General features: G+C 52.7%; 2 rRNA genes. Both read left to right on the top strand.

From position 1 onward, the window contains the following. Nucleotides 1–441, top strand: a 16S ribosomal RNA gene (locus FYJ40_RS08835); the annotation flags it as partial. A 207-nt stretch (nucleotides 442–648) separates the two neighbouring features. Next, nucleotides 649–1,513 (top strand): 23S ribosomal RNA (locus FYJ40_RS08960); the annotation flags it as partial.

Below are 1,513 nucleotides of genomic sequence, written 5' to 3'. Positions count from 1 at the left end.
ACGAGCGCAACCCTCGTTCACTGTTGCCAGCACGTTATGGTGGGGACTCAGTGGAGACCGCCGGGGTTAACTCGGAGGAAGGTGGGGATGACGTCAAATCATCATGCCCCTTATGTCCAGGGCTTCACACATGCTACAATGGCCGGTACAAAGAGTTGCGAGCTTGTGAGAGTGAGCGAATCTCGGAAAGCCGGTCTCAGTTCGGATTGGGGTCTGCAACTCGACCTCATGAAGTCGGAGTCGCTAGTAATCGCAGATCAGCAACGCTGCGGTGAATACGTTCCCGGGCCTTGTACACACCGCCCGTCACGTCATGAAAGTTGGTAACACCCGAAGCCGGTGGCCTAACTGTTGGGGGAGCCGTCGAAGGTGGGACTGGTAATTAGGACTAAGTCGTAACAAGGTAGCCGTACCGGAAGGTGCGGCTGGATCACCTCCTTTCTAAGGAGTTTTTTGTGAGTGGAGTGTTGGCGTCCTGCCTGTGTGGGTGGGGTTGAGGGCATACTGTTGGGGTTCTGGGGTATCACATGTGTGGTGGCCTGGTGCGGTGCCATGGTGCGTGCGTGAGTGTGTGGTGTGGTGGTCCGTGTGGTGGTTGAGAACTGTATAGTGGATGCGAGCATCTTTGTTTTTTGTGTGACTTGTGTTGTGCAAGTTGTGTAGTGCGATCGGTGGATGCCTTGGCACCAAGAGCCGATGAAGGACGTTGTGACCTGCGATAAGCCCTGGGGAGTTGGTGAACGAGCTGTGATCCGGGGGTGTCCGAATGGGGAAACCTGGAATGTCCGGAGTTGTGTCCGGTGACCCTGCCCTGAATGTATAGGGGTGTGGGAGGTAACGCGGGGAAGTGAAACATCTTAGTACCCGTAGGAAGAGAAAACAAGTGTGATTCCGTGAGTAGTGGCGAGCGAAAGCGGAGGAGGCTAAACCGTGTGTGTGTTCAAGCCGGCAGGTGTTGCATGTGCGGGGTTGTGGGGGCCTTGTGGTTCTGCTGCCGCAGGATTGGCCAGTGAGAAATGTTGCGTGAAGGTGAAGCGTCTGGGAAGGCGTACCGGAGTGGGTGAGAGTCCCGTAACTGTGAGCGTGGCGCTGGTGTGGGGTTGCCCCAAGTAGCGTGGGACTCGTGGAATTTCGCGTGAATCTGGCGGGACCACCCGTCAAGCCTAAATACTCCTTGGTGACCGATAGTGGATGAGTACCGTGAGGGAAGGGTGAAAAGTACCCCGGGAGGGGAGTGAAATAGTACCTGAAACCGTGTGCTTACAATCCGTCAGAGCCTTTTTTTTTTTTTTTTTATTCAAATTTATTTATGTGAACAAACCCAAATAAAATTGAATAGGTAAATAGACATAATGGTCCACGTAATTTCCCCATAGAAAATCGGAGTAGGACCAATCATGTACTTCTACTCTGTGCATGGCCATCACATTAGGCAAATCGTCTTTTAGTTCCTCGACACAATGTTCAGGGGCCGTGTAATCTTCTTCACTGAAATATAAGGCAATTTTGGCTG

The organism is Collinsella sp. WCA1-178-WT-3 (M1) (genome assembly GCF_009696325.1).
Classification (GTDB): domain Bacteria; phylum Actinomycetota; class Coriobacteriia; order Coriobacteriales; family Coriobacteriaceae; genus Collinsella.
The sequence above is the reverse complement of the archived record's forward strand: the minus strand, read 5'-3'. Positions and strand labels throughout refer to the sequence as shown.